Origin of the sequence: Micromonospora sp. NPDC048898 (assembly GCF_043198035.1) — a bacterium.
In the GTDB taxonomy this organism is placed as follows: domain Bacteria; phylum Actinomycetota; class Actinomycetes; order Mycobacteriales; family Micromonosporaceae; genus Micromonospora.
In genome coordinates this window covers 57,519-78,999 of the sequence record NZ_JBICUF010000005.1, presented here as the reverse complement: position 1 = coordinate 78,999, position 21,481 = coordinate 57,519, and the positions used below count along the sequence as shown (strand labels likewise).

The window sequence follows — 21,481 nt, the reverse complement described above, 5'->3', positions numbered from 1 at the left end:
GGGTACGCGGCTGTTGTCAGACACTGAGGCCCGAGCAGCGGATACTCGTCAGTTGTGACCGGCGAGACAGACGTTCTGGGTTGAATCCAGAATCTGGGCGAACTAGCTTTATTGCACCGCGCCACGCTTGGAAACGTTCGGGGGAGCGGCGGATCGATCAGATCCGCGCACCAGGCGAGGCGCGAGGGGACGGGTGGATCTACCGTTGGGGGACGGTGCCCACCTGTTTGGACCGGCGGCTGAGCGGGCGATGCTTACGGGGGTGAGTGTTGCCCGCCGCCGCCGGCCCCACCGGCGGGCGCCCGCCACGACCTCAGGGCCGTGGCGGGCGCTTTGCCGTGTTCCGCCGATCATGCGCTCACCCGGTCCGCGGACGGCGTCTGCTCCTGGCGCAGCGTGGCGACGTGCCGCTCCCGGGGTGGTCCGGCGAGCAGGTGCCCGACCGCTGCCGCCAGGCCCAGCCCACCCACCAGCAGCCAGTGCCCCTCGCCGAGGTGCTGCAGGCTCACCCCGCCGAGGGTGGGAGCGACGAACGCCGCAGCCGGGAACGTCAGGTAGAAGACCGCCTGGTAGCGCGCGCGTAGCGGCGGCGGTGCCAGGTCGGCGTTGATCTGCGCGTTGGGCGGGGCGGCGAGCATCGAGCCGATCGTCCAGACCACGGCGGCGATCAGGTAGACGGCCAGTTCGTCGGCGACGGCGAGCGCCCCGAAACCGAGCGCGAGCAGCGCGGTGGAGGCGGCCAGCACGACGTCCTTGCGGTGCCTGTCGATCAGTCGGGGCACGAACAGTTGCCCGGTCACGATCAGCGCACCACCGAGCGCCACCACCAGCCCGTACGCCGATGGGCCCAGGCCGTCCGCGCGCATGGCCAGCGGCATGATCGTCGACGTCTGCATGGTGAGTACGGCCAGCGCGAAGGTGAGCCCGACGAAGACCAGGAAGGTGCGGTCGGTGAGCGCGGTGTGCAGTCCCGGTCGGCGGGGCCGGATCGCCGTGGGTGTCGGACTGTCGGCAGGTGGGGCGGCCAGCCGCAGGGTCTCCGGCACCTTCCAGCCGATCACCGCGGCGGCGGTCAGGGTGGCAGCGGCGTCGACCAGGAACAGCGCGGTGAAGCTTGCCTCGGCCAGCACCCCGGCGAGCAGCGAGGCGACAGCCATGCCCAGGTTGAACGCCCAGAACTGGAGGTTGAACGCGCGTGAGCGGCGTTCGGCGGGCACCACGTCGACGATCGCCGCGACGAACGCCGGGCTGGGCATCGAGTGGACCACGCCGATGAGTGCGGAGAGCGCCGCGATCAGGAGCAGGGGTTTGCTGAAGGCGAGCACCACCATCAGGCCGGCCGAGGTCAGGTGCGCGGCGAGCAGGGTCGCCCGGCGGCCCCACCGGTCGGCGAGGACACCGCCGAGGAGCACTCCGGCCGCGCCGCCGGCCCCGTACGCGCCGACGACCGTGCCGGCCAGCCCGAGGCTCGCTCCGCGTACGTCGGTGAGGTAGAGCGACAGGAACAGCATGGCGAACGCGCCGGCCCGGTTGATCAGCAGCCCGGCCCAGAGGTACCAGAAGGTGGCGGGAAGCCCGCCCGCGGTGTCGTGCCACAGGCGCCGCAGGGCGTGCACTCGTCCTCCCGACAGTTCGCTTTCTTAACTGTTTCGGGTGCAGAGTAGGAACTCAGGCCGCCCCGGCGCCAGTCGTCAGGCGGCCGCCTCGGCGGGTTGCGGCGTCCGGCTGGTGTCGACAGGTGCCAGCGCCTCGCCGGAGCGGCGCAGCGCGGCGGCCCGCCGCTCCCGGGCCGGGCCGGACACCAGGTGGGCCACCGCGGTCAGTACGCCGAGCGCGGCGCAGCCGTACCAGAGCGTGTCGTTGCCGGCGTGCTCGCGCACCAGGCCGCCGAGGATCGGTGCGCTGGCCCCGGCGATCTGCCAGGACAGGGAGAACACGCCCTGGTAGCGACCGCGCAGCTCGGCTGGCGAGAGTTCGGCGATCAACGTGGAGTTGGACGGCGAGTTGAGCATTTCGCCGACCGTCCAGATCAGCACGGTCAGCCCGTAGAACCAGGGGGTGCCGGCGAACGCGGTCAGCCCGAAGCCGACGCCCATCACCACGGATGCCAGCGCGAGCACGTGGGAGCGGCTCCGACCCCGGATCAGTCGAGGCACGAAGAGTTGGCCGACCACGATGAGGACCCCGTTGAGCGCGATCACCGAGCCGTAGGTGGCCGGGCTCAGGCCGTCGTCGCCCATGGCGATCGGCAGCATCGAGATGTGCTGGAGGAAGACCAGCGCGGCGAACAGGTTGAGTGCCACGAAGCCGAGGTAGACGCGGTCGGTGAGGATCGTGCGCAGGGCGCCGCGGGGAGCCGCGGTGGCGGTGGCGGTGACCGAACGGGACTGTCGGGTCTCCGGGACCCGGGTGAAGATGATCAGCGCGGTGACCAGCATGGTCCCGGCGTCGACCACGAAGAGCAGCAGGTAGTCGGCCTGCGCGGCGAGGCCGGCGAGGACCGCGGCGCAGGCGAAGCCCAGATTGATCGCCCAGTAGTTGAGCGAGAAGGCGCGCAGTCGGTCCTTCGCCGGCACCACGTCGATCATCATGGCCCCGAACGCGGGCCGGGCCGCCTCGGCGAACATGCCGAGCAGCAGGGCGCCCAGCGCCACCGCCCAGAGGTCCCGGGCCAGCCCGAGGCCGAGCATCATGGCGGCCGCGCCGACGTGCGCGGTGAGCAACGTCGGTCGGCGGCCCCACCGGTCCGCGAGGGTGCCGCCGGCGGTGGTGCCGAACGCGCCGCCGACACCCCACAGGCCGATCACCAACCCGGCCTGCGAGGCCGAGAATCCGCGTTCCTGGGTGAGGTAGATGGCGAGGAAGACGAGGACGAACGAGCCGAGCCGGTTGATCAGGGTGCCGGACCACAGGTACCAGAAGGTGGTCGGCAGGCCGCCGGTGGTGTCCCGGAACCAACTCCGCATCGTCCGCATCTGGCGCCCCGCTTGCAAGTAATGACCGGTATGACTGTGGTGCCTTACAACCCTAGTGGCGGGCCGATCCGCTGGTCACCCGCTTTTTCACGTGGTGGTCGTCACGACGGCTGCCCGCGTGTCCCCGCGGCGGTTGAGGCAGGATGATCGGCATGACTGCGAGCGAAGGGCCCACCGTCGGGACGCTGGTCCTGCTGCGACACGGTGAGAGCGACTGGAATGCCAAGAACCTCTTCACCGGCTGGGTGGACGTCGACCTGACCGAGAAGGGCGAGGGCGAGGCGCGGCGCGGCGGCGAGTTGATGCGCGAGCACAGCCTGCTGCCGGACGTCGTGCACACCAGCGTGATGCGCCGTGCGATCCGCACCGCCGAGCTGGCGCTCAACGCCGCCGACCGGCACTGGATCGCCGTGCGCCGGTCGTGGCGGCTCAACGAGCGGCACTACGGCGCCCTGCAGGGCAAGAACAAGAAGCAGACCCTCGACGAGTACGGCGAGGAGCAGTTCATGCTCTGGCGCCGGTCGTACGACACGCCGCCGCCGCCGATCGACGACAACGACGAGTGGTCGCAGGTCGGCGACCCCCGCTACGCGCTGCTGCCGACCGAGCTGATGCCGCGTACCGAATGCCTCAAGGACGTCGTCGAGCGGATGCTGCCCTACTGGTACGACTCGATCGTGCCGGACATCCTGGCCGGCCGGACGGTGCTGGTTGCCGCACACGGCAACTCGCTGCGCGCCCTGGTCAAGCACCTCGACCAGATCTCCGACGAGGCGATCGCCAAGCTCAACATCCCGACCGGCATCCCGCTGCGCTACGACCTCGACCCGCAGCTGCGTCCGCTCACCCTGGGCGGCACCTACCTCGACCCGACGGCGGCGAAGGAAGCCGCTGCCGCGGTCGCCAACCAGGGCCGCTGAGCCGACGACGAAGCCCCCGGGATTCCCGGGGGCTTCGTCGTGCCGCGGATCAGCTCGCCGAGGTGGTGCTCTGCCCGGTGATCAGGTAGATCACGTGCTCGCCGGCGTTGACCGCGTGGTCGGCGAAGCGCTCGTAGAAACGGCCCAGCAGGGTGGCGTCGATCGCCGTCTCCACCCCGTACGGCCAGTCGTCGCCGAGCAGCACCGCGAACAGGTTCTTGTGCAGCTCGTCCATCGCGTCGTCGTCACGGTCCAGTTCGCCGGCCAGGTCGGCGTCGGGCTTCGCCAGCACCGAGCCGATCTTCACGGCCATCCGGTCGGCGATCTCGGACATCTCGGTGAACACCGTCCGCAACTCGGCCGGGACGGCGGGGGAGGGGTGCCGGCGCAACGCGGTCTTCGCCACGTGCTCGGCGAGGTCGCCCATCCGTTCCAGATCAGCGGCCACGTGCAGCGCGGTGATCATCGCCCGGAGGTCGGAGGCGACCGGCGCCTGTCGGGCGAGCAGGTCACAGACCCGCTCCTCGACGTGCCGGTAGAGGTCGTCGATCTCGGCGTCCCGCTCGATGACCGTCTCGGCGGACTGCCGGTCGGCGGTGAGCAGGGCCCGCGTGGCCTGGCGCATGGCGGCGCGGACGCCCTCCGCCATGTCCACCAGCAGTTGGCTGACGATCTGGAGGTCGGCCCGGAACTCGTCGCGCATCATCACGTCCTGTGGTCGGTCGCCGCCGACGGATGCCGGCGCAGGGGGGTTGAGCAGGTGCGACGCCAACGGTATGGGGGCGCGGGCGGATCGCGGATGAACCACGGTGAACGACGCCAGACGTGGGGGTGAACACTTCTCGAAGTGCGGGTGGTTCGTCCCGTTCTGTGTGGTAGCCAGGTTAACAATGACCCTACGATCGCCGGGTGGAGTGGGCGGTGGCGGTCGTGGTGGCCGTGGCGTTGGTGGCCGGGTTGGCCGCCGGCCTCCTGCTGCCCCGGTTCCTGCCCGCGCGGGACGGTCGCTCCACGTCGACGGGCGGCGCGAGCCCCCGCTGGAGCAGGGGGAGGCCCGCGATCGCCGACGAGCAGCAGGCCGGGCTCGGCCGCCGGACGATCGACTCGCTCCGGGCCGGTGTCGTGGTCCTGGACAACGACGACGTGCCGGTGCTGATCAACCCGGCCGCCCGCGCGATGGGGCTTCTGCGTACCGGCAGCACCCCCGGCTCGATCGCCGCGCACCCGCTGATCCGTACCCTTGCCGGCCAGGTGCGACGCACCGGGGTGCGGCGCGAGATCGAGCTGGACCTGCCCCGGGGTCGCGACAGTGCGGGGGAGAACCCGCTCGGCGTGCACCTGCGGGCGATGGGCCTCGGCAACGGGTTCATCGCGGTGGAGGCGGTCGACGTGACGGAGTCGCACCGGTTGACCAGGGTGCGACGCGACTTCGTGGCCAACGTGAGCCACGAGCTGAAGACGCCGATCGGGGCGCTTCAACTGCTCGCCGAGGCGTTGCTGGACGCGACCGAGCCGGCCGACGCGGCGGCGCCCGACCTCTCCGAGGACCTGGTGGCCGCCCGCCGGTTCGCCGAGCGGATCCAGCACGAGTCGACCCGACTGGGTCGTCTGGTGCAGGAGTTGCTGGAGTTGACCCGGTTGCAGGGCGCCGAACCACAGCCGCCACCCGAGCCGGTAGCGCTGGACTGGGTGATCGCCGAGGTGGTCGACCGGACCCGCACCACGGCCTCCGCCCGGGGTGTCGAGGTGACCGTGGACGGTCAACGGGGCCTCACCGCCTACGGCAGCGACTCCCAACTCGCCACGGCGGTGGCGAACCTGGTCGAGAACGCCATCAACTACTCGGGCGAGGACACCACGGTGCGGGTCACCCTGCGCGGTGACGACGAGCACGTCGAGGTCGCCGTCGCTGACCAGGGCATCGGCATCGCCCCGACCGACGTGAACCGGATCTTCGAGCGGTTCTACCGGGCCGACCAGGCCCGGTCACGGGCCACCGGCGGCACCGGGCTCGGCCTGGCAATCGTGAAACACATCGCGAGCAACCATGGCGGACGGGTCGAGGTGTCGAGCACTCTTGGTGGTGGATCGACGTTCACCCTCCGGCTGCCCGCCAGCCCACCGGACGACCTGCTGGCGACACTGCCGCCGGTTGGGATCGAGTCCGGTCCGGCTGGGCTACGGCAGGTCTGACAGCAATGGAAAGGAAATCCCCGTTGAGCCGCGTTCTGGTGGTCGAGGACGAGGAGTCGTTCTCCGACGCCTTGTCGTACATGCTCCGTAAGGAGGGCTTCGAGGTTTCGGTCGCTGCGACCGGCACCGATGCCCTCACCGAGTTCGACCGAACCGGCGCCGACATCGTGCTGCTCGACCTGATGTTGCCCGAGATGTCGGGGACCGAGGTCTGCCGACAACTGCGGCAGCGGTCGGCCGTACCGATCATCATGGTCACCGCCCGGGACAGCGAGATCGACAAGGTGGTCGGGCTGGAGATCGGCGCCGACGACTACGTCACCAAGCCGTACTCGCCGCGGGAGCTGGTCGCCCGGATCCGGGCGGTGCTGCGCCGGCAGAGCCCGGAGGTGGCCGAGGCGGGCGCTCCGACGCTTGCCGCCGGCCCGGTGCGGATGGACATCGAACGGCACGTGGTGACCGTCGAGGGCGGGGCCGTGCAGCTGCCGTTGAAGGAGTTCGAGCTGCTGGAGCTGCTCCTGCGTAACGCCGGCCGGGTGCTCACCCGCGGCCAGCTCATCGACCGGGTCTGGGGCGCCGACTACGTCGGTGACACCAAGACGTTGGACGTGCACGTCAAGCGGCTGCGTTCCAAGATCGAGCCGGAGCCGTCGGCACCGCGCTTCATCGTCACCGTCCGGGGCCTGGGCTACAAGTTCGAGCCGTGATCGGCGTACCCGAAGGGGGTCTGCGCTCGGCGCGGGCCCCCTTCGGCCTGCCCGGCTGGCCCAGCCTGTCCAATAAGATCGATATGCCCATTCTGTACCGGCTTCGAGTGGCTGCTGGGCTCGTGATCGACTCGGGTTCTTTGATATCGGGGCGTCCGGGCGTACCGGATGCCCCGACTTTCATGAACGCGGTACGTCCGGTTGCACGGCTCGGTCTGGCTCTCCCGCAAAACACCCAGGTGGACGCGGTCGGGGGCCCTCAGGACAACTTCTGCAAGGCGGCCGCGATGTCGGCCACCTCCGTCAGCCGGCTTTCCGTAACGCTGATGACCAGGTCGTACGCAATGTTCTGGTCGACCTCGTCGAGCTGAGCGATGGTCACGGCGTGATTCTGGAGCAGGAAGGCGACGGCGACGATCCAGCCGATCCGCTTGTTGCCGTCCACGAATGGGTGGTTGTTGACCAGCGAGTGCAGCAGCGCGGCCGCTTTCGTCCAGAGGTCGGGGTAGGCGTCCTCCCCGAAAACGCTCGTCTGCGGCCGAGCCACCGCCGACTCCACGAGGCCGGCGTCCCTGATCCCGACGCCGATCTTTCGAGCGATGCTCGCCACGTCCGCCAGGGTGGGATAACGAACCTCCGACATCACTCCGCCAGGCGAGCGAGCAGGGTGGCGTGGCGTTCGATGATCTCGTCGGCGAGGCCGCCGAACTCCTTGGCGTTGCGCCGTGCGAGGTAGTCGTCGATCGCGGTGACGACCACGGCGTGCATCGAGCGCGACTCTTCGTCCGCGGCGAGACGGAGTTGCCGTTCGCGGTCGTCGTCGAGTCGGAGCGTCATAGCCATGCCGCAAATGGTAGCAAGATTGCTACCAAGATCGGTTAGATTTCGTCGGCGGGGTGCGGGGCGACCATGCCCTGCTTGACCCGCGCCGCGCACAGCTCGGCCAGCCGCTCGTACGCGGCAGCGCCGATCAGCGCGGTCAACTCCGGCCCGTACGACAGGTACATCGGCTCGGTGCCGACGTGCGCGTCCGTCGAGGAGGTGCACCACCAGTCCAGGTCGTGCCCGCCGGCACCCCAACCGCGCCGATCGAACTCGGACAGGGTGGAGACCAACACCTTGGAGTTGTCCGGACGCTTCACCCAGTCCTGATCGCGGCGGATCGGCAACTGCCAGCAGACGTCCGGCTTGTATTCCAGCGGGTGCACCCCGTCGCGCAGCGCCTGGCCGTGCAGGGCGCAGCCACCTCCGCCGGCGAAGTCGGCGTCGTTGAGGAACACGCACGGGCCGTCGGGGCCCTGGGTGGCGGTGCGGCGGGCCGGATTCTTGCCGTCGATGCTGTCCTCGGCGGTCCAGTTCTTGAAGCCGCGCTGGAAGTGCTGCCAGGTCGACGGGGTGAGCCGCTTGACGGCGTTGCGAACCCGCTTCTCGTCGTCGGAGTCGGTGAAGAACGCCCCGTGCGAGCAGCAACCGTCGGCGGCCCGGCCGGCGATGATGCCGTGGCAACCCTTGCCGAAGATGCAGGTCCAGCGGGACAGCAGCCAGGTCAGGTCGGCGCGGATCAGGTGCGTCTCGTCGGCCGGATCGGTGAACTCGATCCACTCCCGGGGAAAGTCCAGCGGCACCTCGCGACTGCGCGGATCGCCCGGGTCGTCCACCAGCACACGGAGCTCCATCGTCACCCGGCCCAGCGTACGCGCGGTGACGTCCGCAGGCCGGCGAGCCGCGCAAACGTGTTGGACCTATGGTCTTCATCATGCGACTGGGTGTCCTCGACGTCGGTTCCAACACCGTGCACCTCCTCGTGGTGGACGCGCACCACGGCGCGCACCCCTGGCCGGCGCACTCCGAGAAGGTGGTGCTCCGGCTGGCCGAGCAGATCGGCCCCGACGGCGCGCTGACCGAGGCGGGTGCGGACGGCCTGGTCAAGGCCGTGGGCATGGCCAAGGCGGCGGCCACCGGCCTGGCGGCGGACGACCTGATCGCGTTCGCCACGTCCGCGGTGCGCGACGCCACCAACGCGGCCGAGGTGCTGGCCCGGGTCCGGGACGAGACCGGCGTACAGCTGGTGGTGCTCTCCGGGGCGGACGAGGCGCGGTCGACGTTCCTGGCCGTGCGGCGTTGGTTCGGCTGGTCGGCGGGGCGGTTGCTGGTGCTGGACATCGGCGGTGGCTCGCTGGAGATCGCCGCCGGCATCGACGAGGACCCGGACCTCGCGGTCTCACTGCCGCTCGGGGCCGGCCGGCTGACCCGGGAGCGGCTGCGGGTCGATCCGGCCAGCGCGGCCCCGCCGTCGGCGGAGACCATCGAGAAGCTCCGGGAGTACGTGGACGGGCGGCTGGACAAGGTGGTCGACCAGATCACCCAGGTCGGCTGGGACCGCGTGGTGGCCACCTCGAAGACGTTCCGGACCCTGGCCCGGCTGGCCGGGGCCGCGCCCTCCGGTGCCGGGCTCTGGGCACGGCGCAGCCTGACCCGGGCAGGTCTGCGGCAGGTCATCGGGTTCATCCGGCACATCCCACCGGCCCAGTTGATGGAGTTGGAGGGGGTCAGCGCCGGCCGGGCGCACCAGTTGCTGGCCGGCGCCGTGGTCGCCGAGGCGGCGATGCGCCGCCTGGATCTGGGCTCACTGGACATCTGCCCGTGGGCGCTGCGCGAAGGCGTCATCCTCCGTCGACTCGATCAACTCGAACCGATCTGACCGGGCGGCCGGTTTCGGCCTGTTTGCTGGCACTCGTCACGATGGCACCGGCGCTGCCGGGCTACGCTGGCTGACGTGACTTCCCGCGTTCCCGTGCTCCTGTCCAGTTCGTCGGTCTTTCCCGAGCCGACCGCGGCGGCGTTCCAACTGGCCGCGGCGCTCGGCTACGACGGGGTCGAGGTGATGGTCTGGACCGACGTGGTCAGCCAGGACGCGGGCGCGCTGCGCGGCCTGTCGGCGCACTACGGGGTGCCGGTGCTCTCGGTGCACGCGCCCTGCCTGCTGGTGACCCAGCGGGTGTGGAGCCCGGACCCGTGGGAGCGGCTGCGCCGGGCCGCCGAGCTGGCCGAGACGCTGGAGGCGCCGACGGTCGTGGTGCACCCGCCGTTCACCTGGCAACGCGACTACGCGCGCAACTTCACCGAGGGGCTGGCCACCGTCGCGGACCGGTTCAGCGGGCTGCGGTTCGCCGTGGAGAACATGTACCCGGTGCGGATGGCGGGTCGACAGTTCGTCCCGTACGTGCCGGGGTGGGATCCCACCGACACCGGCTACCCGTCGTACACCCTGGATCTGTCGCACTGCGCGGCCTCGCACAGCGACCCGCTGGAGATGGCCGACCGGATGGGCGCCGGGCTGGCGCACGTGCACCTCGGTGACGGCACCGGCGAGGGCCGCGACGAGCACCTGGTGCCCGGGCGCGGCACCCAGCCCTGCGGGGAGCTGCTCTCCTCGCTGGCCGGGCGCGGATTCACCGGGGCGGTGGCGGTGGAGGTCGCCACCCGGGGCGCGAAGAGCCGCGCGGTGCGCGAGGCCGACCTACGCGCCGCGTTGGAGTTTGCCCGCCAGCACCTGACCGCGCCGTCCCCGGTCGACGCCTGACCCGTCCGCCCCGCGACCGGGCGGCGGCGGGGTCAGCTCACCGGCGAGAGTGAGTCGGCGCCCACGGTCGGCTGTGCGGCGACGGTCACCTGCTCACCGACAGTCACCTGCTCGCCGACGGCCGCCCGCTTGCGGGCCCGGTGTGCCGCCACGTGCGACCGGGTGGCACAGCGCTCCGAGCAGAACCGCCGGCAGCAGTTGGACGACGTGTCCAGGTAGACGTTGCCGCACCGCTCGTCGGCGCAGACCCCGAATCGGGCACTGCCGTACTCGCAGAGCCAGACCGACAGCCCCCAGACCGCGCCGGCCAGGTATTCCGCGCTGACCGAGGCGCCCCGGCTGGTCACGTGCATGTGCCAGTCGCTGGAGTCGTGCCCGGAGATGCGCGGCTGCACCGGAAACGCCTCGAGCAGCGCGTTCAGCTCGGTGACCGCCTGGCCGTCGCGCCCCGAGGTGCCGTACTCGAAGACGTCGCGCAACCGTTTCTGGGCCCGCCGGAAGATCGCGACGTCCCGGTCCGCGACCTCGTCGCGCATCCAGGCGTTGTCGTCGGGGAAGAGGGCCCGCAGGTCGTCGAGGTCGTCCAGGCGGGCGTTGACCAGGTCAACGCCGGTCCGGGCGTACGCGTCGAAGTTCACGCCCCCAACGGTAGACGACTCACGGGGTGCGCGGCGCGTCGATGTAGTGCGGCAGGAACCGCGCGTAGCCGTCGGTGATCAGACTTGCGCTCTCCCGCACACCCACGCCGGCCGACTCGCCGTCGACGATCCAGCTCCCCAGCACCATCCGGTTGCCGGCGAACTGCGGCAACGCCCGGAACTCCTGGTAGCACCAGCCCTCGTCGCCGTAGATGCCCGGGTTGGTGATCTCCTGCTCGGCGGTGACGATGCGTACCGAACCGCCCTCCCGCCCGAGCAGGGGCTTGGCCACGTACTCCGTCATGCCGCGCGGCGAGTCGAGGTACGCCGGGAGCAGGTACTCGTGGTCGGGGTACAGCTCCCACAGGACGGCGAGCAGCGCCTTGTTGGACAGCAGCAGCTTCCAGGCCGGCTCGATCCAGGTGGTCGGGGTGCCCGGGGCCAGGGCCGGCGGCCCGTACGGCTCGGCCAGCATCCACTCCCACGGGTAGAGCTTGAAGCAGGTGGTCACCGGACGGTCGGCGGCGTCGAGGAAGCGCCGGCCGTCCCAGCCGATCTGCTGGATGGGCTGCAACTCGACGTCCAGACCGGCCTGTCGGGCGGTCTCGGCCAGGTAGCCGGCGGTCATGTGATCCTCGCCGGACTCCTCCTCGTTCGACCAGAGCACGTGCACCCGTGGGTCGTGCAGCCCGGCCGCGATCTTGGCCCAGGCGCCGACCAGCCGCTCGTGCAGGCTGTTCCACTGGTCCAGCTCCGGCCGGGTCTGCTCCAGCCAATACCACTGGATGATGCTCGCCTCGACCAGGGCGGTCGGGGTGTCCGCGTTGTACTCCAGCATCTTCGGCGGCCAGGTGCCGTCGTACGCCAGGTCGAAACGCCCGTAGAGGGTGGGTGGCGTCTCCCGCAGCGACCGGGCCACCGCCTCGGCCGCCCAGTCCGGGATGCCGAACTCGGCGTACCGGCGCTGTGCCACCACGTGCTCGGCGGCGGCCACCGACATCCGGTGCAGCTCCTCGGTGGCCTCCTCCAGCCGCAGCACCTCGTCGAGGTCGAAGGCGTACGCGCCGGTCTCGTCCCAGTACGACATGATCTCGCCGTCGGGCAGCTCGGTGTCGACGTAGACGAGCCCCTGCTCCCGGATGGTGGTGTCCCAGTCGGGTCGGGGCGCGACAGTCTCGCGGCGCACCTCAGCCGCCGCAGGAGGCGAGGTGGGTGCCGAACCCGCCGCGATCGGGCAGGGCGGCCGTGGTCGGCTCCGGGGCGGCACGGCCGGCGGCCGGGTCGGGGACCCGCATCGCCAGCGCGACAGTGTCGCCGCCGCCGACCGGCCCGAGGGCACAGTCGTCGTCATCGTCGTCGTCCGAGGTCATGTTGCAGCCGGAGAGGGCGAGCGCGAGAGCGGTGAGCGCGCCGAGCTGCACGGAGGCCGACCGTAGCCGGCGGCGGGGGCGTGGGTCCACGGCATCGTTGTAGCCGATCGGCGCCACCACCGCCGCCCCGCCCCCGCCGGGAAGCGGTCCTCCCCGCCCCTCGGCGGGGCCCCTGGCAGGGGCGATACGCTCGGCTCATGCTCCGTTCCGTCATCCTCGCCGCCTCCCGGTCAACCCAGGTCGAGCGGCTCGTCGCGACCGCCCCGTACACCCGGGACGTCGTTCGCCGGTTCGTCGCCGGCGCCACCACCGACGACGCGTTGCGCGCGACCCGCGGGCTCGTCGACGACGGTCTCGCGGTCACCCTCGACCACCTCGGTGAGGACACCGTCACCCCCGAACAGGCCGTCGCCACCCGCGACGAATACCTGAGGTTGCTGAAGATGCTCGGTGCCGCCGGGCTCACCCCGGCCGCCGAGGTGAGCGTGAAGCTCTCCGCCCTCGGCCAGATGTTCGACGAGCAGTTGGCGTACGACAACGCCCGGGCGATCTGCACGGCGGCCGACGCGGTCGGCACCACCGTCACCCTGGACATGGAGGACCACACCACCACCGACTCGACGCTGGAGGTGCTGGGCAAGCTGCGCAAGGACTTCCCGTCGACAGGCGCGGTGCTCCAGGCGTACCTGCGCCGGACCGAGTCGGACTGTCGGGAGCTGTCCTCGGCCGGGTCGCGGGTGCGGCTGTGCAAGGGTGCGTACAAGGAGCCGGAGTCGGTGGCGTACCAGTCGGCCCGTGAGGTCGACAAGTCCTACGTGCGCTGCATGAACATCCTGATGTCCGGCGGCGGCTACCCGATGCTGGCCACCCACGACCCCCGGATGATCGCGATCGGCGAGGACCGGGCCCGCTGGTTCGACCGGGGGCCGGAGCGCTTCGAGTTCCAGATGCTCTACGGCATCCGCCCGGAGGAGCAGGCCCGCCTGGCCGCCGAGGGCTACACCGTGCGCACCTACGTCCCGTACGGCGACGAGTGGTACGGCTACCTGATGCGCCGGCTCGCCGAGCGCCCGGCCAACCTGGTCTTCTTCGGCCGTGCCCTGATCTCCAAGAAGTAACAGCTCCGGCTCGGCCGACGGGCCGGCGCTGACCTTCCGGGGTCACCGCCGGCCCGGGGGCGGCCTCGCCCCGTCCACCGGATGGTCGTACCCTTCGGCGGGTGACTGACGGGGTGCAGCGGCCCGCACCACGGCGGCTCTGGCCGCTGTGGACGGTGCTCGTGGTGGTCTTCCTGCTGCTGGGCTGCGGCCTGCCGGCATTGCTCGTCGCCGGCGTGGTCCGGGAGAACGGCGCCCGGTCCACGATCAGTCGGGCCGGTGCCTCGACGGCTGACGACCCGGCCACCGCGCTGGCCCGAGGGTTGGCCGACCGGATGACCGCCCAGCTCGACCGGCAGTCCACGGCGCTGCTCGGCGGTGACCGCGCTGCTTTCCTCGCCATCGCCGACCCCGCCGCGCACACCGAGCTGCGCCGACGCTTCGCCGCGCTACGCGAGCTCAAGGTCACCGTCTGGCGGGCCGAGCCGAGTGGCCTGCCCGCGCCGATCGTCGGCAAGCCGGGGGAGTGGCGGCTCCTGGTGCGCTTCCAGTACTGCTTCGTCGCACCGAACTGCCGGCCCAGCCCGGTGCTGATCGGCACCCGCTGGCGGGAGTCCGGCGACCAGCCCCGGTTGATCGCCATGGAGGAGTCCAAGTCGGTGGAGACCGGCACCCGACCGTGGGAGGTCAGTGACCTGGTCGTGGCCGTCGGCGCGCGGACCATCGTCGCCACCACCCGGCCGCTGCGCGGCAAGCTGCCGGGCCTGCTCGCCCAGGCCGAGACGGCCGCCAGGATCGCCGACGGGTACGTGGTCGCCGGGTCGTCGCCGCCGGACCGCTACCGGATCTTCTACGCCGGTCGCGCCGAGTGGAAGCGCTGGTACGGCGGCGACCGACCGGAGTGGACCGGCGGTTACGCGGTGACCGTGGGGGGCGGCCACCACGAGGTGGTGCTCAACGCCGACGGGCTGCCCAGCAGCGGCACCGACGACCTGCTCCGGCACGAGCTGACCCATGCGGCCTCACTGCCGGAGCGCGGCTACCCGGGCAAGACCACCTGGTGGCTGGTGGAAGGGCTGGCCGAGTTCGCCGGCACCGGCGGCCAGGCGGTCGACCGGTACGAGGGGCTCGCCGAGGTGCGCAAACTGGTCAAGGCCAAATGGGACGGTCAGTTGTCCGGTGTCAACCCGGCCGACGACGCGTCCGCCGAGCAGGTCAGCGGCAGCTACGGTGTCGGCTACCTGGCCGTCCGGCACCTCGTCGACAGGTACGGGCCACAGCGGTTGCTCACCTTCTTCAAGGCCGTGGTGCACGAGCGCAAGACTCTCGAGGTGGCCGCCGAGGAGGCGTTCGGCGAGCAGTGGTCGACGCTGCACGACGAGTGCGTCGCGTACGTGCGCGCCGCCGCCGCCTGACGGGTCCGCGGGTGGTGTGCCGGTCCGCCGTACCATCGATGGGTGCACCGCCCTCAGTCACCTCGGCCGGGCCGCACCATCCGGCCTCGCCTGCTCGTCGCCCTGACCGCCGTCGCCGTCCTGATCACCACCACCGCCGCGTCCTGTGGCGACGAAGACCCCGACCTGGCGCTCGCCTCGGCCGCCCGCAACCAGGTCAGCGAGGTGATCGACGCTCCGGCGACGGTGACCGCCCGGGCCGCCGCCACGCTCACCGCTCCCGCCGACGGCACGCTGGCCAGCCTGCGGGTCCAGCCGGGGCAGCGGGTCAAGCGTGGTCAGGTCCTCGCCGTGGTCGACTCGCCCTCGGCCCAGCAGCGGCTGCGGCAGGCGAAGGATGCGCTGACCGCCGCGAAGCGCGCCGGTCGGGGTGCCTCCACGGGTGACCTGACCAGCAGTCGACGCGGCACCGACAAGGCGGCCGACGAGGCGTTCGACGCCGCCCGCAGGGCCGCCGAGAAGATCGCCGACCCGCAGGTGCGGGACGCTCTGCGGGCCCAGGTGACGTCCGCGCAGCGGCAGTACGCCGCCGCCGCGCGCAGCGCCGACCAGGCCGTCCGCGCGGTGCAGCGGGGGATCGACGGGCTGAGCTCCGCCGTCGGCGCGCTGTCCGCCGCGCAACGGCTCCAGTCCCAGCAGGCGTACGACCTGGCGAAGGCGACAGTCGACGCGCTGACCCTGCGCGCCCCGATCGCCGGTGTCGTGCAGCCGGGTGGCACCCGGGCCGGCGGTGGCTCGACCGGCGGCCTCGCGGGGCTGTTGGAGCAGACCGGTGGCGCCCAGGCGGCCGGCATCGACCCGTCCGTGCTGACGTCCGGCCAGGGCGGGCCGCCCGCCGGGGTGGACGACGCGGTCACGGTAGGCGCCCAGGTCACCGCCGGCACACCGGTGCTGACCGTGGTGGACACCGGGCAGTTGGGGTTGCTCGCCGAGGTGGACGAGACAGACGTGCTGCTGGTGAAGGCCGGCGTGACCGCCACCGTCGAGTTGGACGCGGTCAGCGGCGCCAGCTACGACGCGACGGTCCGCTCGGTGGACGTGCTGCCCACCAACTCCGCCCAGGGCGGGGTGAGCTACCGGGTGCGCCTCGCGTTGGGCGCCGGGAAGCTGGCCGAGGGCGAGCCGGCACCGAGCCCCCGGCCGGGCATGAACGCGATCGTGCACCTACGGGTACGCGAGGCCGCCGACGCGGTGACCGTACCCGCCTCGGCGGTGTTCTCCGCCGACGGCCGGGACGCGGTCTGGGTGGTCCGCGACGGCAGGGCCGACCGGGCGGCGGTCAGCGTGGGCGTCCAGGGGTCGGATCTGGTGCAGATCCTCAACGGCGTACAGCCCGGCGACCGGATCGTGGTGCGCGGCACCGACCAGGTGCGCGACGGCCAGGAGGTGCGGTGACCGGCACCCCACCGGCGATCGAGGCGGTGGAGGTGTCCCGGACGTACCAACTCGACGGGGTGTCCGTCGAGGCGTTGCGCGGGGTGTCGCTTGTCGTGCAACCGGGGGACTACGTGGCACTGGTCGGCCCGTCCGGCTCGGGCAAGTCGACACTCATGCACCTCCTCGGTGGGTTGGACCGGCCGACCGGTGGCCGGTTGGTGATCGGCGGACGGGACGTCGACACCCTCGCCCCGCCGGACATGGCAGCCCTGCGCAACGAGACGATCGGCTTCGTCTTCCAGGCGTTCCACCTGCTGCCGCGTACCTCGGCCGTGGAGAACGTGGCCCTGCCGCTCGTCTACCGGGGTGTGCCGGCGCGGCAGCGTCGGGCGCGGGCGGCGGCGATGCTCGGCCGCGTCGGCCTCGGGCACCGCCTGGACCACCGGCCCAACCAGATGTCCGGCGGTGAGCAGCAACGGGTGGCGATCGCCCGCGCGCTCGTCACCGAGCCGACGGTGCTGCTGGCCGACGAACCGACAGGCAACCTGGACAGCGTCACCGGCGCGGCGGTGTTGGAACTGTTGGAGCAGTTGAACGTGGAGTCCGGGGTGGCGCTGGTGATGGTCACCCACGACCAGGAGGTGGCGGCCCGAGCTCAGCGCCGGATCACGATGCGCGACGGGGTGGTCGTCGCGGACAGCGACACCCCTCATGATCGACCGCCGTCCGTCGATCTCGGTCGACCTGCGACACTTGTCTCCGCTCCCAGCGCGGAGCCCCGGTCCGCGTCCGGAAGCGGCCCGGGGCACCCGTCCGGTGGCTCCGGTGGCGCCGCCGGAGCCACCGGGCGCCTTCCGCGCGAGACAGCCCCGGCCGAGGCCGTTCCGCCCGAGGCCGTTCCGCCCGAGGCCGTTCCGCATGATGTCGCTTCAGGTGCGGTCGGGGTCGAGCGGCCGGGAGGCGCGGCGTGAGGGTCGCCGAAGCATGGCGGGTCGCGCTGGACGCCCTGCGGGCCAACCGGCTGCGCAGCGCGCTGACCATGCTCGGGGTGATCATCGGGGTCGCCTCGGTGGTCCTGCTGGTGGCCATCGGCACCGGCACCAAACAGAAGGTCGAACAGCAGGTCGAGGGCCTCGGGTCCAACCTGTTGCTTGTCGTCCCCGGCCGGATCGAGGTGGGCAACGCGCCGGTGGTCTCGCCGCTGACCCTCAAGGACGTCGACGCCGTCAGCCGGGTGGTCGGCGACCCCGACCTGGTGGCGGTCACCGTCGCCTCCGGAGCGACCGCGCGAGCCGGTGCCCGCTCCGACTTCACCACCGTCCAGGGGGTGCTGGAGACCACCCCGACGGTGTTCACGCGGTCGTTGGCCCGGGGCCGCTACCTCACCGGCACCGACGTGGACACCAGCCGGCGGGTGGCGGTGCTCGGTGACTCGGTGGCCCGCACGCTCTTCCCCGACCGGGACCCGCTCGGCCAGCAGGTGACGCTGGCCGGGGTGCGGTTCCGGGTGATCGGCATCTTCGCGCCCCTCGGCCAGAGCCTCGGTGTCGACCGGGACGACGAGGTGCACGTGCCGGTGACCGCCGCGCAGCGGCTCTGGGGCACCCAGCGGGTGGACGGCATCGCCGTGAAGGCCCCAGACCGGGAACGGATCGACGAGCTGGGTGAGCGGATCGTCGCCGAGCTGAACCGCCGGCACCCGGACACCGAGTTCAGCGCGGTAACCCAGCAGCAGATCCTCGGCGTGCTCGGCGACATCCTCGGCGTCCTCACCGGCGTGCTGGCGGCCATCGCCGGCATCTCCCTGCTCGTCGGCGGGGTCGGTGTCTCCAACATCATGCTGGTCAGCGTTCGGGAGAGGACCCGGGAGATCGGGCTGCGCAAGGCCGTCGGGGCCCGCCCGCGCGACATCGGCGTGCAGTTCCTGCTGGAGGCGGTGCTGCTCACCACGATCGGTGGGCTGGCCGGGATGGCGCTGGGTGTGGGCGCCGCCCTGCTGATCGACGCGCTGTCGCCGATCCCCGCAGCGATCACCTGGTGGTCGTTGGCGCTGGCCTTCGGCGTGTCCGCGGTGGTGGGCATCGTCTTCGGAGTCGTCCCCGCGCAGCGCGCCGGCCGACTCGACCCGGTGGTCGCGCTCCGCGCCGAGTGAGCGGCGTCGGCGCGATCGGGACGCCGGGCGCGGGCGGGGCGATTTCGGGAGCGTGGATCGGGTGAACGGCGAGGAGAAACATGATCAGTTGTACGAAGGGATCGCGCCGGTCACAGCCGTCCCGCTACCGTACTGGTAACACGCGCGTCGCCGCCCGACCCGGAGCATCCGTCGGGTTGGCACGCGCCGGGCATGGGATGGGTTGGTGAGCCATGGCCGGGTCACAGTCCGACGGGCGACTGTCGGAGGTCAGGTTCCTGACCGTCGCGGAGGTGGCGACGGTGATGCGGGTGTCGAAGATGACTGTCTATCGCCTGGTGCACAGCGGTGAGCTCACCGCCGTCCGGGTCGGCCGGTCATTCCGGGTGCCCGAGCATGCGGTGCACGAATATCTGCGGGGCGCGTTCCAGGAGACCGCCTGAGCCACAGTTCCGCCCTCCCGGTGCCGCCCTAACCGGCATCGACGGGGGCGCGTTGGTCCGGCTGCGGCCCTGCGGCTACCCTGGAGCCCGACCGAGACCCCACCGGTGCGTCCTGCCGCCCAGACTGGTCCGGTCCGTTGTCCGCAAGCGGTCGCCGTCGCCACCTGCGTGGTGTCATCCGGTCCGCCCCGCACGTTGTATCGAAAGGCTGTCGTATGGGCTCGGTGGTCAAGAAGCGCCGTAAGCGCATGGCTAAGAAGAAGCACCGCAAGCTGCTGCGCAAGACCCGCGTCCAGCGTCGCCGTCTCGGCAAGTGATCGCCGCCGGGCGTTGAGCCCGGCGTCACCTGCCAAACTGTCGACCCCCGGAGGCTCAGGTGATCAGGCCGTGGTCGTCCCGGCTCGGTCCTTCCTGCCGGGGTAGGTGCGTCAGATGACCCCCGGTGGCACCTCAGGTGCTCCGGGGGTCGTCCTCGTCACCGGGGTGGGTCGCTACCTGGGTGCCCACGTGGCGGCCCGACTGGCCGCCGACCCGCGTATCGAACGGGTCATCGGGGTCGACGCACCGGACTCCGGCACCGAGTTCACCGACATCCTGGACCGGGTCGAACGCATCCGCGTCGACACCGGTTCGCTCGGTGGCCTCCTCGCCGACCTGGACGTGGACGCCGTCGTGCACCTCGCCCTGGTCAGTTCCCCCGATCCGCAGCACGGGGGCCGGTCCGCGATGAAGGACCAGAACGTCATCGGCAGCATGCAGATGCTCGCCGCCTGCCAACGGGCACCCCGGCTGCGCAAGCTCGTGGTCCGTTCGTCGACCGCCGCGTACGGGGTGTCGTTCCGGGACCCGGCGGTCTTCACCGAGGAGACCGAGCCCCGCGAGGTGCCGCGTGGTGGTTTCGGCCGCGACATCCTCGACCTTGAGGGGTACGTCCGTGGCTTCCGGCGCCGCCGGCCCGACGTCACCGCGACGGTGCTGCGCTTCGCCCCGTTCATCGGTTCGACCGCCGACACCACGTTGACCCGTTACTTCGCGCAGCCGTTCGTGCCAACCGTCTTCGGCCGCGACCCCCGTCTGCAGTTCCTGCACTTCGACGACGCGTTGGAGGTGCTGCACCTGTCGATCGTGGAGGACCACCCCGGCACCTACAACGTCGCCGGTCCGGGGGTGCTGTCGCTGTCCCAGGCGATCCGACGGGCCGGCCGGGTCGCCGTGCCGGTGTTGGAGCCGGGTCTCTCCGGGGCCGCCGCGCTGGCCCGCACGATGGGCTTCGGCCGCTACGGCCTGGACCAGGTCGACCTCTTCGTGCACGGCCGGGTGGTCGACACCACCCGACTGGAGCAGGAGTACGACTTCACGCCCCGCTCCACCGCCGAGGCGTTCGAGGACTTCATCCGCGCCCACCACGGTGGGGTGGTGGTCACGCGGGGGCAGTTGGCCGCCGCCGAGCAACTCGTCCTGGACGGCATCCGGCAGGTCCGTTCCGCGGTCCGGGAGCGGTCATCTTGACCGGGCCGGGGGAGGGGCGCGACCCGCAGGGGGTCGGGCGTTTCGACGTACCGCCGCAGCCGCCCGTGGTGGACGTGGAGCCGGCGCGGCGTAACGGACATCGACCGGCTGCCCAGGTCGCGCCGACGCCGACGCCGACCGACGAGGTCGACCCGGTGCCACCATCCGCCGCGGTCGCGGGTGGCCGGGTCGACGCGCCGGTTGGTGGCACCGGGCCGGCGGTGCCGGACCGGCCGGGGGACCACTGGGACCGCAAGGTCGCGAACGGCCTGGCCTTTCTGCGTCGGCGTCTGTCCGGCGACTACGAGGTCGACGAGTTCGGGTTCGACTCGGAGCTGACCGACGCGGTCTTCCACCCGCTGCTGCGGCTGCTCTACCGGGACTGGTTCCGCACCGAGGTCAGCGGCCTCGAACATGTGCCCGTCGACGGGCCGGCCCTGGTGGTCGGCAACCACTCGGGGACTGTGGCGCTGGACGCGTTGATCCTCTCGGCGGCGCTGCACGACAAGCACCCCGCGCACCGGTATCTTCGGCTGCTCGGCGCCGACCTGGTCTTCCGGATGCCGGTGGTGTCCGAGATCGCCCGCAAGACCGGCGGCACGGTGGCCTGCAACCCGGACGCTGAGCGGCTGCTCGGCGGCGGCGACCTGGTCGGGGTGTTCCCCGAGGGTTTCAAGGGCATCGGCAAGCTCTACGCCGACAGGTACAAGCTGCAACGGTTCGGGCGGGGCGGCTTCGTGTCGGCGGCGCTGCGCACCGGCACCCCGATCGTGCCGGTCGCGATTGTCGGTGGCGAGGAGATCTACCCGATGCTCGCCGACATCAAGCCCCTGGCGCGGCTGCTCAAGCTGCCCTACTTCCCGGTCACGCCGACCTTCCCGTGGCTCGGGCCGCTGGGGATGGTGCCGCTGCCCAGCAAGTGGCTCATCGAGTTCTGTCCGCCGATCCCCACCACGCACCTGACCGACTCGGCGGACGACCCGCTTGTGGTCTTCAACCTCGCCGACCAGGTGCGGGAGACGATCCAGCAGACCGTGCACACGCTGCTGGAGCGGCGGCCCGACCCGTTCGGCCCGTAACGCGT

22 protein-coding genes and 1 pseudogene are annotated in these 21,481 nt (G+C 71.6%); 14 read left to right on the top strand and 9 right to left on the bottom strand.

Going from position 1 to position 21,481, the window contains the following annotated elements; translation table 11 throughout:
- Positions 1 to 350: 350 nt before the first annotated feature.
- Together ACGFIQ_RS16030 and ACGFIQ_RS16025 are read right to left on the bottom strand one after the other, a co-directional pair.
- The gene (locus ACGFIQ_RS16030) at positions 351 to 1,616 is read right to left on the bottom strand and encodes an MFS transporter (protein WP_393244163.1); all 1,266 of its coding nucleotides are present in this window, start codon (positions 1,614 to 1,616) and stop codon (positions 351 to 353) included.
- A 75-nt stretch (positions 1,617 to 1,691) separates the two neighbouring features.
- Positions 1,692 to 2,975, bottom strand: a complete 1,284-nt coding sequence (locus ACGFIQ_RS16025; protein WP_393244161.1) for an MDR family MFS transporter — start codon at positions 2,973 to 2,975, stop codon at positions 1,692 to 1,694.
- 152 nt (positions 2,976 to 3,127) lie between these two features.
- Between ACGFIQ_RS16025 and ACGFIQ_RS16020 the strand changes: the two genes are divergently transcribed.
- Entirely contained in the window at positions 3,128 to 3,895 is a 768-nt protein-coding gene (locus ACGFIQ_RS16020; RefSeq protein ID WP_357068292.1) for a phosphoglyceromutase, read from the top strand.
- A 49-nt stretch (positions 3,896 to 3,944) separates the two neighbouring features.
- On the opposite strand, the gene phoU is transcribed toward ACGFIQ_RS16020, so the two are convergent.
- Complete coding sequence (phoU, locus tag ACGFIQ_RS16015; RefSeq protein ID WP_393244159.1) at positions 3,945 to 4,598, bottom strand: phosphate signaling complex protein PhoU; 654 nt, start codon at positions 4,596 to 4,598, stop codon at positions 3,945 to 3,947.
- Positions 4,599 to 4,804: 206 nt separating this feature from the next.
- Here phoU and ACGFIQ_RS16010 point away from each other — a divergent pair, with 206 nt between their 5' ends.
- Positions 4,805 to 6,088, top strand: coding sequence for a sensor histidine kinase (locus ACGFIQ_RS16010; RefSeq protein WP_393244157.1), 1,284 nt, complete (start codon positions 4,805 to 4,807; stop codon positions 6,086 to 6,088).
- 23 nt (positions 6,089 to 6,111) lie between these two features.
- Entirely contained in the window at positions 6,112 to 6,795 is a 684-nt protein-coding gene (locus ACGFIQ_RS16005; RefSeq protein WP_039906992.1) for a response regulator transcription factor, read from the top strand.
- A 259-nt stretch (positions 6,796 to 7,054) separates the two neighbouring features.
- Here ACGFIQ_RS16005 and ACGFIQ_RS16000 read toward each other — a convergent pair whose 3' ends face one another.
- From ACGFIQ_RS16000 to ACGFIQ_RS15990, 3 genes are read right to left on the bottom strand one after another with little or no spacing between them, the layout of a single operon-like run.
- Positions 7,055 to 7,405 carry a type II toxin-antitoxin system death-on-curing family toxin gene (locus ACGFIQ_RS16000; RefSeq protein WP_393244155.1) on the bottom strand — a complete coding sequence of 117 codons (351 nt, stop codon included), beginning with the start codon at positions 7,403 to 7,405 and terminating at the stop codon, positions 7,055 to 7,057.
- 32 nt (positions 7,406 to 7,437) lie between these two features.
- Complete coding sequence (locus tag ACGFIQ_RS15995; RefSeq protein ID WP_393244153.1) at positions 7,438 to 7,638, bottom strand: hypothetical protein; 201 nt, start codon at positions 7,636 to 7,638, stop codon at positions 7,438 to 7,440.
- Positions 7,639 to 7,673: 35 nt separating this feature from the next.
- Positions 7,674 to 8,471, bottom strand: a complete 798-nt coding sequence (locus ACGFIQ_RS15990) for a hypothetical protein (RefSeq protein ID WP_393244712.1) — start codon at positions 8,469 to 8,471, stop codon at positions 7,674 to 7,676.
- 80 nt (positions 8,472 to 8,551) lie between these two features.
- On the opposite strand from ACGFIQ_RS15990, the gene ACGFIQ_RS15985 reads away from it, so the two are divergent.
- Positions 8,552 to 9,496, top strand: a complete 945-nt coding sequence (locus ACGFIQ_RS15985) for a Ppx/GppA phosphatase family protein (protein ID WP_393244151.1) — start codon at positions 8,552 to 8,554, stop codon at positions 9,494 to 9,496.
- Between the two features lie 75 nt (positions 9,497 to 9,571).
- On the top strand, positions 9,572 to 10,378 hold the full coding sequence (locus ACGFIQ_RS15980) for a sugar phosphate isomerase/epimerase family protein (protein ID WP_393244150.1): 807 nt from the start codon (positions 9,572 to 9,574) through the stop codon (positions 10,376 to 10,378).
- Positions 10,379 to 10,410: 32 nt separating this feature from the next.
- Here ACGFIQ_RS15980 and ACGFIQ_RS15975 read toward each other — a convergent pair whose 3' ends face one another.
- Genes ACGFIQ_RS15975 through ACGFIQ_RS15965 form a run of 3 tightly spaced genes read right to left on the bottom strand, consistent with a single transcriptional unit; the run spans position 10,411 to position 12,476 of the window.
- Positions 10,411 to 11,016, bottom strand: coding sequence for a CGNR zinc finger domain-containing protein (locus ACGFIQ_RS15975; RefSeq protein WP_393244148.1), 606 nt, complete (start codon positions 11,014 to 11,016; stop codon positions 10,411 to 10,413).
- Between the two features lie 19 nt (positions 11,017 to 11,035).
- A complete protein-coding gene (locus ACGFIQ_RS15970) occupies positions 11,036 to 12,202 on the bottom strand; it encodes a glutathionylspermidine synthase family protein (protein ID WP_393244146.1) in 1,167 nt (388 codons plus the stop codon).
- Position 12,203: 1 nt separating this feature from the next.
- A complete protein-coding gene (locus tag ACGFIQ_RS15965; protein ID WP_357068307.1) occupies positions 12,204 to 12,476 on the bottom strand; it encodes a hypothetical protein in 273 nt (90 codons plus the stop codon).
- Positions 12,477 to 12,583: 107 nt separating this feature from the next.
- Here ACGFIQ_RS15965 and ACGFIQ_RS15960 point away from each other — a divergent pair, with 107 nt between their 5' ends.
- From ACGFIQ_RS15960 to ACGFIQ_RS15920, 9 genes and pseudogenes are all read left to right on the top strand, one after another.
- Positions 12,584 to 13,504 carry a proline dehydrogenase family protein gene (locus tag ACGFIQ_RS15960; protein ID WP_393244144.1) on the top strand — a complete coding sequence of 307 codons (921 nt, stop codon included), beginning with the start codon at positions 12,584 to 12,586 and terminating at the stop codon, positions 13,502 to 13,504.
- Positions 13,505 to 13,605: 101 nt separating this feature from the next.
- Entirely contained in the window at positions 13,606 to 14,898 is a 1,293-nt protein-coding gene (locus ACGFIQ_RS15955; protein WP_393244142.1) for a hypothetical protein, read from the top strand.
- 42 nt (positions 14,899 to 14,940) lie between these two features.
- Entirely contained in the window at positions 14,941 to 16,332 is a 1,392-nt protein-coding gene (locus ACGFIQ_RS15950; RefSeq protein WP_393244140.1) for an efflux RND transporter periplasmic adaptor subunit, read from the top strand.
- Positions 16,329 to 17,165, top strand: a pseudogene (locus ACGFIQ_RS15945) (ABC transporter ATP-binding protein); the annotation flags it as partial. The gene ACGFIQ_RS15950 and the pseudogene ACGFIQ_RS15945, both read left to right, overlap by 4 nt.
- Before the next feature lie 116 nt (positions 17,166 to 17,281).
- Positions 17,282 to 18,466, top strand: a complete 1,185-nt coding sequence (locus tag ACGFIQ_RS15940; protein WP_393244138.1) for an ABC transporter permease — start codon at positions 17,282 to 17,284, stop codon at positions 18,464 to 18,466.
- A 212-nt stretch (positions 18,467 to 18,678) separates the two neighbouring features.
- Positions 18,679 to 18,888: a helix-turn-helix domain-containing protein gene (locus tag ACGFIQ_RS15935; RefSeq protein WP_110563213.1), complete on the top strand. Its 210-nt coding sequence runs from the start codon at positions 18,679 to 18,681 to the stop codon at positions 18,886 to 18,888.
- Positions 18,889 to 19,103: 215 nt separating this feature from the next.
- Positions 19,104 to 19,205 carry a 30S ribosomal protein bS22 gene (locus tag ACGFIQ_RS15930; RefSeq protein ID WP_007465623.1) on the top strand — a complete coding sequence of 34 codons (102 nt, stop codon included), beginning with the start codon at positions 19,104 to 19,106 and terminating at the stop codon, positions 19,203 to 19,205.
- Positions 19,206 to 19,320: 115 nt separating this feature from the next.
- Positions 19,321 to 20,397 carry an NAD-dependent epimerase/dehydratase family protein gene (locus ACGFIQ_RS15925; RefSeq protein ID WP_393244136.1) on the top strand — a complete coding sequence of 359 codons (1,077 nt, stop codon included), beginning with the start codon at positions 19,321 to 19,323 and terminating at the stop codon, positions 20,395 to 20,397.
- A 221-nt stretch (positions 20,398 to 20,618) separates the two neighbouring features.
- Positions 20,619 to 21,476, top strand: a complete 858-nt coding sequence (locus ACGFIQ_RS15920) for a lysophospholipid acyltransferase family protein (protein WP_357558694.1) — start codon at positions 20,619 to 20,621, stop codon at positions 21,474 to 21,476.
- The last annotated feature ends 5 nt before the right edge of the window (positions 21,477 to 21,481 follow it).

Bases quoted from the DNA above. Each gene is read 5' to 3' on its own strand.
- ACGFIQ_RS16025 (WP_393244161.1), bottom strand. From the start codon at position 2,975: ATGCGGACGATGCGGAGTTGGTTCCGGGACACCACCGGCGGCCTGCCG.
- ACGFIQ_RS16020 (WP_357068292.1), top strand. From the start codon at position 3,128: ATGACTGCGAGCGAAGGGCCCACCGTCGGGACGCTGGTCCTGCTGCGA.
- phoU (WP_393244159.1), bottom strand. From the start codon at position 4,598: ATGCGCGACGAGTTCCGGGCCGACCTCCAGATCGTCAGCCAACTGCTG.
- ACGFIQ_RS15995 (WP_393244153.1), bottom strand. From the start codon at position 7,638: ATGGCTATGACGCTCCGACTCGACGACGACCGCGAACGGCAACTCCGT.
- ACGFIQ_RS15990 (WP_393244712.1), bottom strand. From the start codon at position 8,471: ATGGAGCTCCGTGTGCTGGTGGACGACCCGGGCGATCCGCGCAGTCGC.
- ACGFIQ_RS15985 (WP_393244151.1), top strand. From the start codon at position 8,552: ATGCGACTGGGTGTCCTCGACGTCGGTTCCAACACCGTGCACCTCCTC.
- ACGFIQ_RS15960 (WP_393244144.1), top strand. From the start codon at position 12,584: ATGCTCCGTTCCGTCATCCTCGCCGCCTCCCGGTCAACCCAGGTCGAG.
- ACGFIQ_RS15935 (WP_110563213.1), top strand. From the start codon at position 18,679: ATGGCCGGGTCACAGTCCGACGGGCGACTGTCGGAGGTCAGGTTCCTG.
- ACGFIQ_RS15930 (WP_007465623.1), top strand. From the start codon at position 19,104: ATGGGCTCGGTGGTCAAGAAGCGCCGTAAGCGCATGGCTAAGAAGAAG.
- ACGFIQ_RS15925 (WP_393244136.1), top strand. From the start codon at position 19,321: ATGACCCCCGGTGGCACCTCAGGTGCTCCGGGGGTCGTCCTCGTCACC.